Origin of the sequence: Archangium lansingense (genome assembly GCF_026626635.1) — a bacterium.
In the GTDB taxonomy this organism is placed as follows: domain Bacteria; phylum Myxococcota; class Myxococcia; order Myxococcales; family Myxococcaceae; genus Archangium; species Archangium lansingense.
Genome location: NZ_JAPNKA010000001.1, coordinates 1,407,034 through 1,421,180, shown reverse-complemented (window position 1 = coordinate 1,421,180; position 14,147 = coordinate 1,407,034). Strand labels below are relative to the sequence as shown.

Sequence of the window (14,147 nt, the reverse complement as noted above, 5' to 3'; positions counted from 1 at the left end):
GTGGGTTCGCGGGAAATTCCCCGAGAGACTGTTCCGCCGTCAGCCCACCGACGACTTGAGGGCGGACGCGGGAGCGGGCATCTCCCGCTCGCTCAGTGGCCCGTGGATCCACCCGCGCAGCGCCGTGGACAGCCACGCCAGATGCGAGCCGCGCACCGCGCCAAAGAGATAGCGATCCGGACGGATGACGGCGATCTCCACCTTGTACTCGCGGAACCACTCGTCGAGCTTCCCCTCGGTATCCACCACCTCACCGGGCTGAGCCTGTCCGGAGCGAGGCGGGATGATGCGCAGGCAGCGAGCCCCGAGGCTCTCGGCGAGCGCCTGGGCTCCACGGCGCGAGGCCTCGCGGGTATCCGGGTGCACCAGCACCGCGAAGCCGGGGCCCATCAGCTCGTCGAGCCGCACCTCCCCACCACCCGGAGCGCCCACGCGGGGCTGGGGGAAGTAGGTGCCCTCGGGGGCCTGGCGGTGGCCCCGCGAGCCCCCGAGCATGAAGCCGCGGGAGATGAGAGGCCGGGGCTTGAACTCGAAGTTGCGGATGAAGCGCTGCGCGCGGGGAATGTGGTCGAGCGCCCGGAAGACGCGGTCGCGCAGCATGGCCATGGGGCGGTTGCCGGTGAGAACGACGCGACCCATCTGGACGCTGGTGTCGAGCATGGCCTCGACGTGGGGGCGGCGCTCCTGCTCGTAGGTGTCGAGGAGCGGCTCATCGGCGTGGCCGTGGAGCACGGACGCGAGCTTCCAGGAGAGGTTGTGGGCGTCGCGCAGGCCGGAGCACAGCCCCTGGCCGAGCACGGGCGGCATGAGGTGGGCGGCATCGCCGAGCAGGAACATCCGCCCGTCGCGCCAGCGCGAGGCCATGCGGCGGTTGAAGACGTAGGCGGCGGCGCGGAGGATGGTGGCGCGATCCGGGTCCACGAAGGGGGCGATGAACTCGCGGAGACGCTCGGGCTGGAGCAGGTCCTCGGCCTTCTCGTCCTGGCGGATCGTACAATCCACGCGCATCTCGTTGCCGGAACAGCGGGCGACGAAGATGTGGCGATGGGGATCGCACACCATGCGGCACAGGGGCGGCGGCGGCTCGGGCAGGAGGAGGGAGATGGCGAGCATCTGCTCGTCGTAGGTGGAGCCCACCATCTCGATGCCGGCGATGCGGCGCACGGTGCTGCGGCCACCGTCACAGGCGAGCAGATAGCGGGCGCGCACGGTGTACTCGGAGCCGTCGTGGGTGTTGCGAACGGTGGCGGAGATGGCTTGGGCGTCCTGCGAGTAGGCCTCGAGGGAGTGGCCGAACCGCAGCTCTACATGGGGGAAGCGGGAGAGGCCCTGGCGCAGGACGTCCTCGACGTAGGGCTGGCTGAAGAAGCGGAGGGCGGGGAAACCGTTGCCGAAGTCGAGTCCCTGGATGACGACGCGGGCGAAGAGCTCACCGTCGGCCCCGGTCATCTGGACCTCGGGGACGGTGTACATATGGGCGTCCATGGGTTCGGAGAGGCCAGCAGCCTGGTAGATGCGCAGGGCCTCGTCGTCACAGGTGATGGCGCGTGGCTGGCCATGGGGGGTGGGCAGGCGCTCGAGGACGAGCGTGCGGACCCCGTACAGACCGAGGAAATTGGCCGTCAGCGCCCCCACCGGGCCGCAGCCGATGATGAGCACATCCGTCTCTTCGACCCGTGGCGTCATGGAACTCCCTGCCCGAGGACCCCAACCGCGGGGCCCTGGCGGGACGGAATGTACCGGATGCAAGCCGTCCCACCACGTCCGTTGTCACGGGACTACCCGCCCGGCGCCCGAACGGGGGGTTGACCGCCTACACTGCGGGTGCACTCTCGTCGGCTCGAGGGACGGGGATGGGGCAAGACCCACCGGTACCTCGCCGGACCCCAGTCAAGCACCAGGGCAGGCAGCAAAGGACCCGGGGCGGTGGTGCCGAGACACAGTGCACGTGGGGTACGTTGCACGCGTGAGCCACCATGAATGAAGAACAGAGGCTCCTGAGTGCCATCCAGAACCTCCAGACCTGGAGGCGCCAGGGGCAGACGGCAGCACACAAACCCCTGCTTCTCCTCCTCGCATTGGGACGTATTCAACGCGACGAACCGAGGCTCGTCTCCTTCGTGGAGATCGAGCCCAAGCTCGTGTCACTCCTGAAGAGCCACGGCCAGGCACGAAACACTCCTCATGCGGGCTACCCGTTCTGGCGCCTACAGCACGATGGACTTTGGGAAGTCGAGGTCCGCAACAAGGCGGAACTGGTTCAGCGCAAGAGCAACACCGATCCGACCCTGACGTCTCTGCGCGAATCGAATGCCCGGGGCGGCTTCATCGAAGAATACGACCAGCTACTCCGCGCACGGCCGGAGCTCGTTCGACGTATTGCTCGCACGTTGATGAATGACCACTTCCCAAGCGAGCATCATGAAGCCCTGCTCCAGCAGGCTGGTTTGAGCATCGACTGAAAACCGGCCGCACCCGGGGTATAACTGCACGCCACCCCACACCCGGCCGCACCCAGTTTCCGCGAAGCCACAGATCCAAAAAACCGCCTTCTCTCGGGACTTTCTCTCCGGGCGGTTCCGGCGATACAACCGTGGAAGTCATGTTCGCCAGAACCACATGCAACGTCACCACCCATGCGTACCCACGGACTCACGGGGCAGCGCGCGGAGCTCCCCGATCGGGATGCGGAGATCAGCACTCGGATTTTCGCCCACGTCACCATCTGCGGGTATACCGGCCCCGAGCCGCTCCGGGAGCCATGTCGACCGATCTCCACATCATCGCCAGCTGCAGCGACCGGAAGCGTGTCCCCATTCCTCCAGGGCTTCACCTGCGAACCGTCCAGGCGGCGCCACCCGAATCCCGCGCCAAACTCTGGTGGAACTGCCTCCGCGACCACCCTCATCCCAAGCGCTCCGCACAGGACTTGTACGCGGGTGATCACTGGAGTGTCGTCCAGGAGTTGCCTCCGCTGGCCACCGAGGCCGGGCTGCGCTCCCACCTCTGGGTGGCTTCGGCGGGATACGGGCTCATCCCCGCGAACGCTCCCATCCGCCCGTACTCGGCCACCTTCTCCCGAGGCCACGCGGACTCCGTCATCCCCAAGGGAGAATCCCGCCCCACGGCTGAGTTGCTCCAGCTCTGGTGGAAGGCACTCGCCCGGGAATCCGGCCCCGCCCCGGGAACGCCCCGCCACATCCACCAGCTTGTGGAGTCCTCACCGCGCGCCCGAATCCTGGTCGTGGCCTCACCGGCCTATGTCGCCGCGTTCGCGGATGACCTGGCACGCGCTGCCCAGGCCCTGAACAAGCCCGAGCATCTCCTCATCGTCTCGACGCCTGCGCCCCTCTTCAAGGGTGTCCTGGCACCCCACCAGGTTCCCTCCAACGCCCACCTCCAGAATCGCCTGGGAGGCGCACGCCAGTCGCTCCACGCCCGTGTCGCCCGGGACATCCTCCAGCGCGCTCGCGATACGGGGAGCGAAGTGGACGCAACCCACGCTCGGGAGTACTACGAGCGTCTTATCCACCGCAGCGCTCCCCCCGTGCGCTATGAGCGGACGCCCATGACGGACGACGAGGTACGCCAGTTCATCGTGCAGGCGCTGCGCACGCAGAAACGTTCCTGTAGCGCCACCTTGAGGCAGCTGCGAGACAGCGGCCTCGCCTGTGAGCAGAAGCGCTTCGGCCGGCTCTTCCACGAGCTCCAGGAGCGCCCATGAGCCGCCGCGAACCCGATGCGCTGCTGCGCCGTGCCATCCGCATCGCGCAGCACCCCCGGCATCCGCTCTACCTCTTCACCCTCACGGCCTCCGAGCTGCTCCGGGTGGCCGACGTCTCCCGCGTGTCGCGGGACCAGGGCGGGGCCCTGCTCGGCTACCAGCGCCCCGAGGTGAAGCGGCACGTGCGCAGCATCACCGAGTACCTCGACGGTCCGCAGGTCCTCTTCCCCAACTCCATCATCCTCGCCTTGTCCTCGAGCACCCTCTTCAAGCAGGTCCGAGGGCCCAAGGTGGACTCCGGCATCGGCGAGGCCGGCACGTTGCGCATCCCCCTGCCCAGGCCGGGCCAGAGCAAGCCCGCGTGGATCGTGGATGGCCAGCAGCGAGCCCTGGCACTCTCACAGTGCAGGCGGCAGGACTTCCCCGTGCCCGTCAACGCCTTCGTGGCGGATGAGGTGGACCTGCAACGCGACCAGTTCCTCCGCGTCAACAACACCAAGCCCCTGCCGCGTGGACTCATCACCGAGCTGCTCCCCGAGGTGTCCTCGCTGCTGCCCAGCAACCTCGCGGCCCGCCGCGCGCCTGCAGCCCTGTGCGACCTGCTCAACCGGGACCCCGACTCGCCCTTCCGGGGTCTCATCCGGCGCGCCTCGCTAGACGCCGACTCCCGCCACTCCGCCGTGGTGACCGACACCGCCATAGTGAAGATGCTCCAGGAGAGTCTCTCCTCCCCCAACGGAGCCCTCTTCCCCTACCGCAACATCGCCAGTGGAGAGACGGACTTCGAGTCCGTGCGCAAGCTGCTCCTCATGTACTGGAAGGCGGTCCGCGACATCTTCCCCGAGGCCTGGGGCCGCCCTCCTACCCGCAGCAGGCTGATGCATGGCGCGGGCCTCTGCGCCATGGGGCGGCTCATGGACAAGGTCATGGGCAGCATCGACCTGCACGGTGCCCGGGCCCCCCAGGTGGTGCGCACCGAGCTGGCTCGCATCCGACCCATCTGCCGCTGGACGGATGGGAACTGGGAGGAGCTCGGCGGGCTGGCGTGGAACGAGGTCCAGAACACGCCGCAGCACATCCGCCTGCTCTCCAGCGCGCTGATTCGCGCCTACCTGAACAACCGACGGACATCCGCTTGAAGTTCTTCCTGCCAGACAGCCAGGATCTCGTCGATCCCACCTTCGATTTCGAGCGCGAGCGCCGCTCGGTGGCCCGTCAGCGCCAGACCGACGACCTCTACGCTCACGAGATCTTCTCCATGCCCGCTTTCGACGGGCTGCTGGTCTCCAAGGGCATCGTCGATGGTTTCGGCGCGCTGGGCAGCCGCTACACAGCGGCCCAGCGCCACCGGCTGCTGCGACGCGGCGCACCCGAGTTCTTCCGCCTGGAGCGGGCTCCTCACCCGCTCAAGATCATGGGCGACTGTGGTGCCTTCACGTACGTGGCCGAGGAGGTCCCACCGTATTCAGTCGACGAGGTGCTCGAGTTCTACGGTAACTGCCGCTTCGATATGGGCGTGTCACTCGACCACGTCATCCTCGAGTTCAAGCCAGCGGCGGACACGCCGGGTTCCGGGGTGGAGATCGCCGAGCCCGTCCGGGACAGGCAGAAGCTCACGCTGGAGCTGGCCCAGGAGTTCCTCCACAAGCACAAGGTGGGGCGCTATTCCTTCGAGCCGCTCGGAGTGGCCCAGGGCTGGAGCCCGAAGTCCTACGCCGCGGCGGTGAAGGCGCTGCAGAAGATGGGCTACGACTACATCGCGCTCGGCGGCATGGTCCCCCTCAAGACTCCCGAGCTCCACATGTGCCTGGAGGAGATCCAGACGGTGCGCAAGCCAGGCACACGCCTGCACCTGCTGGGCGTGACGCGCACCGAGCACCTCGCGGAGTTCTCCCGCCTGGGCGTCGCTTCATTCGACAGCACGTCCCCGCTGCGGCAGGCTTTCAAGGACGACCGCGACAACTATTACTCGGACGATTTCAAGTACACGGCGATCCGCATCCCGCAGGTCGAGGGGAACCCCGGTCTGCAGCGGAAGATCTCCTCCGGGCAGGTCTCCCAGGAGCAGGCGCGCCGGTTGGAGCGGGCCTGCCTGGAAGCCATGAAGCTCTTCGAGGAAGGCCGGCGCACGGTCACCCAGGTCGTGGAGGTGCTCATGGAGTACGAGCGGTTCTACGATCCCGACACGAAGAAGAACCACGCCCCCGCCTACGAGAAGACGCTGCGCGAGGCTCCCTGGCGCCGTTGCCCTTGCGAGGTGTGCCAGAGCCTGAAATACCACGTCATCCTCTTCCGGGGTGCCGAGCGCAACCGGAGGCGGGGCTTCCACAACATCTGGACTCTCTATCGGCAACTGCAACGGCTCGGGCTGGACACGCCCCAGGAGCCCTTCACGGAGTCCCGGCAGCCCTCGCACCGGTTGAAAGCACAGGCCCGCGGCTGATGAGCAAGGGAAGAAACATGTCGAAAGAACTGAAGCTTCCCGCCGTGGAAGTGCACCAGTCCCCCGGACGGAAGCTGTACTCCTTCGCGGTGGATGGAAAGCTGGTCCATCGCTTCGCCACCATCTCGCGCGTGAACCGTCATGAGGATGGTGGCCTGCATGGCTATCAGCGGCCCGAGGTGCTCTCGCACATCGATGAGATCCGCAACTACCTCGAGAGCCCCTCGCCGATGGTGCCCAACGCCATCGTCCTGGCCTTCGATTCGCGCGTACGCTTCGAGGCGGCCAAGGGCACCTTGACCACGGACTATGCGCGTCCGGGCTTCATCACCATCCCCATGGAGGAGAACCTCGCCGACGAGCGCAAGCCAGGCTTCATCGTGGACGGCCAACAGCGCCTGGCAGCCATCCGCGAGGCCTCCATCGAGAGCTTCCCCATCTGCGTGACGGCGTTCATCACCAACGACGTCAGCCAGCAGACGGAGCAGTTCATCCTCGTCAACTCGACCAAGCCCCTGCCCAAGGGGCTCATCTACGAACTGCTCCCCAAGACGACCGCCCAGCTACCGTCACTCCTCAACCGGCGCCGGCTCCCGGCCCAGATCCTAGAGCGGCTCAACCTGGACCTCAGCTCGCCTCTGCGAGGGATGATCCAGACCGCGACCAATCCGACGGGGGTCATCAAGGACAACTCCATCCTCAAGATGCTTGAGAACAGCTTGAGCGATGGCGCGCTCTATAAGTTCAGGCAGCCGGGAACCCTGGAGGGCGATGTCGAGCCCATGCTGGAACTGCTGCGCAACTACTGGATGGCGGTCGCCCGGGTCTTCAAGGCAGCCTGGGGACTGGCGCCCAGGAAGTCGCGGCTCATGCACGGCGCGGGCATCGTCAGCATGGGCTTCATCATGGACACCATCAGCGATCGGCTACATGACACGCATATCCCCACCGTCATGCACTACGAGGCCGATCTCCAGCCGCTCAAGGAGCTCTGCCGGTGGACCGCCGGTCACTGGGACTTCGGGGGCGGGCAGCAGCGCAAGTGGAACGAGCTGCAGAACACGTCCAAGGACATCGAGCTGCTCGCCAACCACCTCATCGCTCAATACAAGAACCTGGTGTGGAACCGGGTGCCTCCCAAGTCCGAGAAGACCGGGCGCGCCGCACGACGCTGAGGAGCCACTCCCCAAGGGGCCGTGAATGAACACGGCCCCGTGCCGCAGCCTCACCGCGGAGCTCGCTAGGCGCTGAAAACACGAAAGGCCGATACGGGGTGCGTATCGGCCTCGGTGTACTGCGGAATTCTGTAGGAAGTGCCCAGGGGCGGAATCGAACCACCGACACGGGGATTTTCAGTCCCCTGCTCTACCAACTGAGCTACCTGGGCGTTCTGCTCAACCGCTCGAAGTACCGGCGATTTACGGGGACTCGGCCCTCGCGTCAAGCTGGTTCTTCAACTCCCCTCCACTTCCTCTCCTTCCCCTCCCCCGCTCGCACGCCCGGCCTCCCGCCCTCCGTCCTCTCACGCACCGCCTGTGCGTTTTCGTTAAATCCCTGGCCTTCTCCCGGAGACCCCTCGCGTGAGCTGGCTCAACTACCACCACCTCCTCTACTTCTGGACCGTCGCCCGCGCCGGCTCCATCGCCAAGGCCAGCCAGGAGCTCCACCTCGCCCAACCCACCATCAGCGCCCAGCTCAAGCTCCTCGAGGAGTCGCTCGGCCACAAGCTCTTCGAGCGCCAGGGCCGCCGCCTCGTCCTCACCGATGTCGGCCGCACCGTCCTGCGCTACGCCGAGGACATCTTCCGCCTCGGCAACGAGCTCAAGAACGTCGTCAACGGCCTCCCCTCCGGCCAGCAGCTCCGCTTCTCCGTCGGCGTCACCGATGTCATCCCCAAGCTCGTCGCCGAGCGCCTCCTCCAGCCCGCCTTCGACGTCTCCCCCGACATCCGCATCACCTGCCGCGAAGGTCCCCTCCCCCAGCTCCTCGCCTCCCTCGCCCTCCACGAGCTCGACGCCGTCCTCGCCGACGCCCCCTCCGCCGAGCCCGCCAGCATCCGTGCCTTCAATCACCTACTCGGCAAGTGCGGCGTCTCCTTCTTCGCCGCTCCCAAGCTGGCCTCCCTCTCCAAGGGCTTCCCCCGCTCCCTCGACGCCGCCCCCATCCTCCTGCCCTCTGAGTCCTCCTCCGACCGTCGCTCGCTCGACATGTGGTTCGGCAGACAGGGCGTCCACCCCCTCGTCGTCGGCGAATTCGACGACAGCGCTCTCCTGATGGCCTTCGGCCAGCGCGGCCATGGCGTCTTCCCCGCTCCCTCCGTCATCGAGGCCGAGGTCTCCCGCCAGTTCAACGTCTCCGTCATCGGCCGCACTGATGACATCGAGACATGCTTCTACGCCATCTCCGTCGAGCGGCGGCTCCGCCATCCGGCTGTCGTCGCCATCGCGGAGACCGCTCGCTCACGGTTGTTCGGCTAGGAGCTTGTCGGAGAATCGCCGAAAAACGACTCCTACATACCAACCATAGCGGTGTGTTTGAGTCGCACTACCCCTCATGTAGTGGGTAGCCGAGGTATTCCGACAGGCTCCTAGGGGGAGCAGAGCTCCTGGAGCCAGGTCCGGGAGCTCAGTCCTTCCGTGCGGAGCGGTAGGCAGCCCATCCCCGGGCGCGGAGTTCGCACGCAGGGCACTTGCCGCACCCGTAGCCCCAGTCGTGGAGCACGTCACGCGCCCCCAGGTAGCAGGTGTGGGTCTCCGTTCGGATCAATTCCACCAGTCGCTGCTCACCGAGGGACTCGGCGAGCTTCCACGTCCTGGCCTTGTCGATCCACATGAGCGGTGTCTCGATGACGAAGCGCTGGTCCATCCCGAGATTGAGCGCCACCTGCAAGGCCTTGAGGGTGTCATCCCGGCAGTCCGGGTAGCCGGAGTAGTCCGTCTCACACATCCCGCCGACGAGCACCTTGAGGTCACGCCGGTAGGCCACGGCGGCGGCGAAGGTGAGGAACATCAGGTTCCGCCCGGGCACGAAGGTGTTGGGCAGCTTGTCCTTGTTCAGTTGAATCGTCTTCGCCTGCGTCAGGGCCGTGTCACTGATCTGCCCGAGCACCTTCAGGTCGATCATGTGATCGTTGCCCAGCTTCGCCGCCCACTTGGGAAATTGGGCCCGAAGCGCCGCCACGACACGGGTGCGGCATTCGAGCTCGACCACGTGACGCTGGCCATAGTCGAAGCTGATCGTCTCGACCCGGTCGAAATGCTCGAGGGCCCAGGCAAGGCAGGTCGTGGAGTCCTGTCCACCGGAGAAGAGGACCAGGGCGGACGAAGAGGCGGGGGTGTTCGTCGGAAGTGGGAGTGTCATATCGGCACGCTGGAGAGCCGTCGAAAGTGCTGTGGAATGCAGGGCCAGGCTCCGGGGGAGAGTCGCGTCAGTGCCGGACTCCCCCCAGGCGTCTAGGCCGCCGCAGAGTCCTTGGAAGGAGCGCCGGAGAGCCCGAAAAGAGTGAGCAGGTGCTGGTAGGTCCGCTCGATGGTGTCACGGGTGTTGTTGAAGGTGTAGCCCGCGAACTCCCCTCCGTCATGCTTGGCGACCATCATGCTCTGGACCCATCCGGCGGTGTAGCAGCACCCCTCGTGCTTGTTGACCTGTCCGTTCGGATTGGAGCAGGTGGAGGGATCGCCCACCTTCGCGCGCAACTCAATGTTCTTGAGCTGATCCACGACGCTCAGCAGGGGAGACTCTGGCGCCCAGAGCGCCTTCTCCCCAAGGGTGTAGCCCACTTTGCCAAGCGCCTGGAGGAAAACAGCCTGGAACGCCACGTTCTGCTCTTCCCTGCGCTCGTTGAGGTACTTCAGGCGGTCTCCGGACGATTTGACTTCGGGGATCCACAGGTCATTCAAGACGTTCGAGACCCGCTTCCAGAACGCCTTCACGAATTCCTTCTGGTACGAGACATCCTGGAAAGCCTCCTCGCTGATATCCTTGATCCCATCGTTCCGGCCGAGCATGGAGAGGCTGTAGGCCTGGACGAGTGCGGAGAGCGTGAACAGCTTGATGCTGCTCTTCGACACCGACTTCGAGTCCTCCTCGATGAAATCGGAACTCATCCAGCGATTCTCGTCCTCAATGCGGTCTTCTTGGAGAGACAGGGTGACCGGCGAGAACGACTCGAACTTGACCTGCTCCTCCTTGGACGCCTGCGAGTTCAGGGCGTTGCCCTCGATGTAGAGTCGCTTCTGGGCCGTGAGGTCGAGTCCGACGATCGAACCGTTCGCTTTGATCTCCTTGGCATAGATGACGAACGGGATGGCGGTATTCGAGAGGAACTCGCTCACCTTGTTGAGGTAGCCCTCGCACTCCTCGATCTTCACTCGAAGGGTTTCCGCTTCGGGACTTCCGGGCGAGATCTTCTTCTGCTCGCGGCGGGCCTTGGTCAGCATGTCTTGGGCGGTCTTGCGCAGCGAGTACAAGCCGAAGCACCGGCCCTGACCATCACCCACGGCCATGGCAATCTCATCAAGGCTAGGGTTCATCTCCAGGGTAGCGATCCGGGTGTGCTTGCCCAAGGAAGCCAGGGCAATCGAGAGGCCTCCGGGTAGGTTTCCCGTGTCCGCCTCGATGAAGCGCACCTGGGCCCCCTGGAACTCCTCGGGAATCACCAACTGGATGGCGCCCAGGAACCCGTGGGAGGAGTACCCCTGATCCAGGTAGCGGATCACCGTCCTGAGGAAGTCCACGAACCGTTCCATCCGCGGCGTACGGTGGACGCGCTCGTCCTGGAGGAGTTCCTTGGTGGTCTCCTTGGAGGCGCCCTTGGACAACGAGCGCTGTGCCTCAGGGTTGACTCCCAGGTGGCCGCTCAGCAGCATCGACACCACTTCGGCCGCCGAAAACGTGCCCACGAGCACAGTCTTGCCGACGGACTTCTCCACGAAAACTGTCTGCCTCATGTTGAAACCTCGCTTGGGAAAATGGGGGGAAACCCGTCCACGAAACGCAGACGTGGAACCGAGGATTGAAGTCGGACGCGAAGCACGGACCGGCGCGCCACCACCAGGGCTGGCGGCGCGCGGTCACCCATCAGGGCCGCCCATCACTCAGCTAGAACTGAGTGCAGCGACCCTGGATGTGGATCGGGATGACCCGACCGATCTTGTGCGACCAGCGGAAGATGATCGGCTGACCGCAATAGCAGCAGATGTATGTGTTCATCTTCAGCTCCCTCCTTTCCTCGTTCAGTCCGGGTCCACGCGCGTGAACGTGACCCTTCCGTCCAGGCAGCCAAAGGAGCGAGCATTGACAACCCGGGGGTCACCCCCCATGATCGTCGTGCATAGAGACTCGGCCTCCCCCAGTGGGGCTGCGTCGTACTGAAGGCGGGACTCCTGGCCGAGTACCCGCCTTTTTTATCGGTTCAACGCCCCGATAAGAATCATCTACGTTTTTATCCGTGCTCTGAACGCCCATATGGACGTTCAAAACACATGCGATACTACGTACTCCAGTATCCACCGTCAACTACCGGTTTGTACTTCTGCGTGGGCAGAGCCTTCATCCACGTCCATCTAGGTGGTGAAGACGGCGAAGAAATACCCATTTCAGGCGAAAGCGTCAAGCCGAACAACGTCTGATTGGACGTTTTCCTGGGCTCCGATTACGTATTCAAGGAAATGTCTTGTGATTTCAATGTGTTCTGGGCTCGACCGACTGTCCGCCGGGAGGGCGAGCATCGAATCCACGACCAGGAAGGGCTTTGTCAGGGGCACGGTGGACTTCGCGGCCGCCCACCACCGTGGCCACCACCTTCGCGTCCACCAGTGACTTTGCCTCGTCCGACACCGGGTCCACCGAGAGCACTGTGAAGTCCGCGTCCATCCCCTCTATCAGCCTCCCCCGCCGCTCCTCCGCGAACGACGCCCACGCCGGCCCTACCGTGAAGCCCTCCAGCGATTCTTGTCCTGACAGACGCTCCTGCGGCTGCCACCCGCCCTCCGGCTTCCCCGACGCATCCTGACGCGTCCTCGCGGCGTACAGCCCTGACAGTACGTCCGGGTTCTCGATCGGGAAGTCACTCCCCAGCGCCAGCACCGCCCCCGCCTCCTTCAGGCTCTTCCACGCGTACGCGCCCTTCAGCCGCTCCGCCCCCAGCCTCGCCTCCGCCCACCCCATGTCGCTCGTCGCGTGCGTCGGCTGCACGCTCGCCACCAGCCCCGCCTCTCCCAGCTTCCGGATGTCCTCGGGCCTCAATATCTGCGCGTGCTCCACCCGGTGCCGCAGCGGCCTCGTCCCCGTCCCCGCCGACGCTCGGATCAGCGTGTCCACCACCAGCGTGTTCGCCCGGTCTCCAATCGCGTGGATGCACACCTGGAAGCCCCGCTCCATGAAGGCCCACGTCCTCCTCGAGAGCTCCTCCGGCTCCATCAGCAGCAGCCCCGTCTCCCCCGGCTCGTCACTGTAGGACTCGTGCAACGCCGCCCCTCGCGAGCCCAGCGCCCCGTCCAACAGGAACTTCACCGCCTTCATCTCCAGCATCCGCCCCCCGTACGTCCCCAGCTCCAGGTACGTGTGCCGGTCCTCCCCCTGCCCGTCCGCCATCGCGTACACCCGCACCGGCAGCCGCCCCGCCATGTCCCACGCCTGCAGCTTGCGGAACGTCCTCAGGTCCATCCCCGCGTCGTGCACCCCCGTTAGCCCTACCTGCGCGCAGCGCTCCAGCGCCGCCGACAGTCTCGCCTCTAGCTGCTCGTCCGTCGGTGGCGGCACCACTTGCGCCACCAGGTCCATCGCGTTGTCCACCAGCACCCCCGTCGGCTCCCCCTTCGCATCCCGGAGGATCCGCCCTCCTGCCGGGTCCGGCGTCTCGCGCGAAATCCCCGCCCGCTTCAGCGCCTCCCCGTTCACCCAGGCCGCGTGGTGGTCCACCCGCGTCAGGTACACCGGCGTCCGAGGGAAGCGCGCGTCCAGCTCGCCCCGCCCGGGGAACTCCTTGCCCGGCCACCCGTTCTGGTCCCATCCCTTCCCAATCAGCCAGTCCCCCTGGAAGCTCGTCGATGGCGCCTCCGCCAGGCGCCGCACCACCTCGTCCACCGAGCTCGCCCCCTCCAGCCTCGCCACCGTCAGGCTCCTGCCCAGCCCCGCAATGTGCGCGTGCGCGTCCACCAGCCCAGGCACCACCACCGCGTCGCCGTAATCGACGACCCGCGCCCCCTCGCCCGCCGCCTTCAGCACCTCGGCCTTCGTCCCCACCGCCACCAGCCGGCCCCGACGCACCGCCAGCGCCTCCGCCTCCGGCTTCCGCTCGTCCAGCGTCCGGATCCGGCGTGCCACGTAGACTGTCGTCTCCACTCGCGCTCCCTCGGGCGCCCTCCGGGCGCACCCCTCCCCCAGCGCCAGCACCAGTGCCCCCATCAGGGCCAGCAGCACCGCACCTCGGGCTCTCGTTCCTGCAATGTGTTGGGATGAACGTCCCTGCATCAGCGGCGACACTGTGCGCCAGCCGCTCGCTCCTGTCACGGCCGCCGTGGGGCCTCGCTGGAGCTTCCTGCCTGCTCTCCAGGTGCAGTACGTACCTTCGTGATTAAGGAGGAGGTTCCGCCATGGCGAAGGATGACTTGGTGAGGCATCTGCGCATCGGCATCGCGCGCCCACTCGATACTGTCTATGCGTAAAGCCGTTCTGGAGGCATAGCCGCGCACGTCCCCCTGGCCCGCTCACAGCGGCACAGGGGTTCACGCAGGCTCAACCTGGGGCGCTCGATACCCTCACCCCCGACCCCTCTCCCGGTGGGCGAGGGAGGAGTCGGTCAGTCTCCAGAGAGGACTACGGGGGCATTCCCGCATCCGGAACCGGGAGCGGCTCCGCTGGCCCCGGTGGCTCCGCGGGCACCAGTTGCCCTCCTTCCTTCTGGGCTGGATCCTGGATCGGCGGCGCGTTCTCCGTTCCCGGTGGCTGCGTCGTCCGGCAGGCCAGCAAGGAAACGAC

General features: G+C 66.0%; 10 protein-coding genes and 1 tRNA gene. 6 read left to right on the top strand and 5 right to left on the bottom strand.

Annotated elements, in window-relative coordinates; translation table 11 throughout:
- Positions 1-39: 39 nt before the first annotated feature.
- Positions 40-1,686, bottom strand: a complete 1,647-nt coding sequence (gene mhpA, locus OV287_RS05695; protein WP_267532958.1) for a bifunctional 3-(3-hydroxy-phenyl)propionate/3-hydroxycinnamic acid hydroxylase MhpA — start codon at positions 1,684-1,686, stop codon at positions 40-42.
- A gap of 290 nt (positions 1,687-1,976) precedes the next feature.
- On the opposite strand from mhpA, the gene OV287_RS05690 reads away from it, so the two are divergent.
- The 5 genes from OV287_RS05690 (at position 1,977) to dbpB (OV287_RS05670) (ending at position 7,342) form a co-directional block, all read left to right on the top strand.
- Positions 1,977-2,462 carry a phosphorothioated DNA-binding restriction endonuclease family protein gene (locus OV287_RS05690; RefSeq protein WP_267532957.1) on the top strand — a complete coding sequence of 162 codons (486 nt, stop codon included), beginning with the start codon at positions 1,977-1,979 and terminating at the stop codon, positions 2,460-2,462.
- Between the two features lie 299 nt (positions 2,463-2,761).
- The gene (locus tag OV287_RS05685) at positions 2,762-3,724 is read left to right on the top strand and encodes a hypothetical protein (RefSeq protein WP_267532956.1); all 963 of its coding nucleotides are present in this window, start codon (positions 2,762-2,764) and stop codon (positions 3,722-3,724) included.
- The gene (dbpB, locus tag OV287_RS05680) at positions 3,721-4,863 is read left to right on the top strand and encodes a DGQHR domain-containing protein DpdB (protein WP_267532955.1); all 1,143 of its coding nucleotides are present in this window, start codon (positions 3,721-3,723) and stop codon (positions 4,861-4,863) included. The genes OV287_RS05685 and dbpB (OV287_RS05680) overlap by 4 nt, the downstream gene beginning before the upstream one ends.
- Entirely contained in the window at positions 4,860-6,167 is a 1,308-nt protein-coding gene (dpdA, locus tag OV287_RS05675; protein WP_267532954.1) for a tRNA-guanine transglycosylase DpdA, read from the top strand. The genes dbpB (OV287_RS05680) and dpdA overlap by 4 nt, the downstream gene beginning before the upstream one ends.
- A gap of 17 nt (positions 6,168-6,184) precedes the next feature.
- Complete coding sequence (dbpB, locus tag OV287_RS05670; RefSeq protein WP_267532953.1) at positions 6,185-7,342, top strand: DGQHR domain-containing protein DpdB; 1,158 nt, start codon at positions 6,185-6,187, stop codon at positions 7,340-7,342.
- Between the two features lie 139 nt (positions 7,343-7,481).
- On the opposite strand, the gene OV287_RS05665 is transcribed toward dbpB (OV287_RS05670), so the two are convergent.
- Positions 7,482-7,554: transfer RNA gene (locus tag OV287_RS05665), tRNA-Phe, on the bottom strand.
- 193 nt (positions 7,555-7,747) lie between these two features.
- Between OV287_RS05665 and nhaR the strand changes: the two genes are divergently transcribed.
- The gene (nhaR, locus tag OV287_RS05660; RefSeq protein ID WP_267532952.1) at positions 7,748-8,644 is read left to right on the top strand and encodes a transcriptional activator NhaR; all 897 of its coding nucleotides are present in this window, start codon (positions 7,748-7,750) and stop codon (positions 8,642-8,644) included.
- Between the two features lie 148 nt (positions 8,645-8,792).
- Here nhaR and queC read toward each other — a convergent pair whose 3' ends face one another.
- The 3 genes from queC to OV287_RS05645 all read right to left on the bottom strand — a co-directional run bounded on the left by queC (position 8,793) and on the right by OV287_RS05645 (position 13,640).
- Positions 8,793-9,527 (bottom strand): 7-cyano-7-deazaguanine synthase QueC, encoded by a 735-nt coding sequence (gene queC / locus OV287_RS05655; RefSeq protein WP_267532951.1) that lies wholly within the window; start codon positions 9,525-9,527, stop codon positions 8,793-8,795.
- Positions 9,528-9,619: 92 nt separating this feature from the next.
- Complete coding sequence (locus OV287_RS05650) at positions 9,620-11,116, bottom strand: DNA sulfur modification protein DndB (RefSeq protein ID WP_267532950.1); 1,497 nt, start codon at positions 11,114-11,116, stop codon at positions 9,620-9,622.
- A 733-nt stretch (positions 11,117-11,849) separates the two neighbouring features.
- Positions 11,850-13,640, bottom strand: a complete 1,791-nt coding sequence (locus OV287_RS05645) for an amidohydrolase (protein ID WP_267532949.1) — start codon at positions 13,638-13,640, stop codon at positions 11,850-11,852.
- Positions 13,641-14,147: the final 507 nt, after the last annotated feature.

What these genes read in the sequence shown, in the direction of transcription:
- OV287_RS05690 (WP_267532957.1), top strand. Translation starts at nt 1,977, where the DNA reads ATGAATGAAGAACAGAGGCTCCTGAGTGCCATCCAGAACCTCCAGACC.
- OV287_RS05645 (WP_267532949.1), bottom strand. Translation starts at nt 13,640, where the DNA reads ATGCAGGGACGTTCATCCCAACACATTGCAGGAACGAGAGCCCGAGGT.
- dbpB (WP_267532955.1), top strand. Translation starts at nt 3,721, where the DNA reads ATGAGCCGCCGCGAACCCGATGCGCTGCTGCGCCGTGCCATCCGCATC.
- mhpA (WP_267532958.1), bottom strand. Translation starts at nt 1,686, where the DNA reads ATGACGCCACGGGTCGAAGAGACGGATGTGCTCATCATCGGCTGCGGC.
- dbpB (WP_267532953.1), top strand. Translation starts at nt 6,185, where the DNA reads ATGTCGAAAGAACTGAAGCTTCCCGCCGTGGAAGTGCACCAGTCCCCC.
- OV287_RS05650 (WP_267532950.1), bottom strand. Translation starts at nt 11,116, where the DNA reads ATGAGGCAGACAGTTTTCGTGGAGAAGTCCGTCGGCAAGACTGTGCTC.
- queC (WP_267532951.1), bottom strand. Translation starts at nt 9,527, where the DNA reads ATGACACTCCCACTTCCGACGAACACCCCCGCCTCTTCGTCCGCCCTG.
- OV287_RS05685 (WP_267532956.1), top strand. Translation starts at nt 2,762, where the DNA reads ATGTCGACCGATCTCCACATCATCGCCAGCTGCAGCGACCGGAAGCGT.